Genomic DNA, 286 nt, shown 5'->3' with positions numbered 1-286 from the left:
TAGTTCAATCGCGTGCCAACACATTTACAGTCAACGCAAAGCGGCAAACAATATGGACCCCATGAAATTCAGTTTCTTTTTTGGTTGTCGTGGCCTGAATGCAACAGTCCAATCTCCCCATCTTTGAACTCAGGCACCATCCCCTCCACCTCACGACACGCCTTCCTGACCAATGCCAAGTCACGGGGATCGCTCAACCATACGATCAAGGCGACGAACCCAAGGTGGTGCAGGACCGTTTGCCAATGGATGTCGGACAATTCCCCGCCGCCGTTATCGGTAAGCA

At 52.1% G+C, this 286-nt stretch carries 1 pseudogene; it reads right to left on the bottom strand.

Going from position 1 to position 286, the window contains the following annotated elements:
- Positions 1-68 precede the first annotated feature (68 nt).
- Positions 69-286 (bottom strand): annotated as a pseudogene (locus H261_RS26450) (hypothetical protein); the annotation flags it as partial.

Source organism: Paramagnetospirillum caucaseum (assembly GCF_000342045.1).
GTDB lineage: Bacteria > Pseudomonadota > Alphaproteobacteria > Rhodospirillales > Magnetospirillaceae > Phaeospirillum > Phaeospirillum caucaseum.
This window is presented reverse-complemented; position numbering and strand designations above follow the sequence as displayed.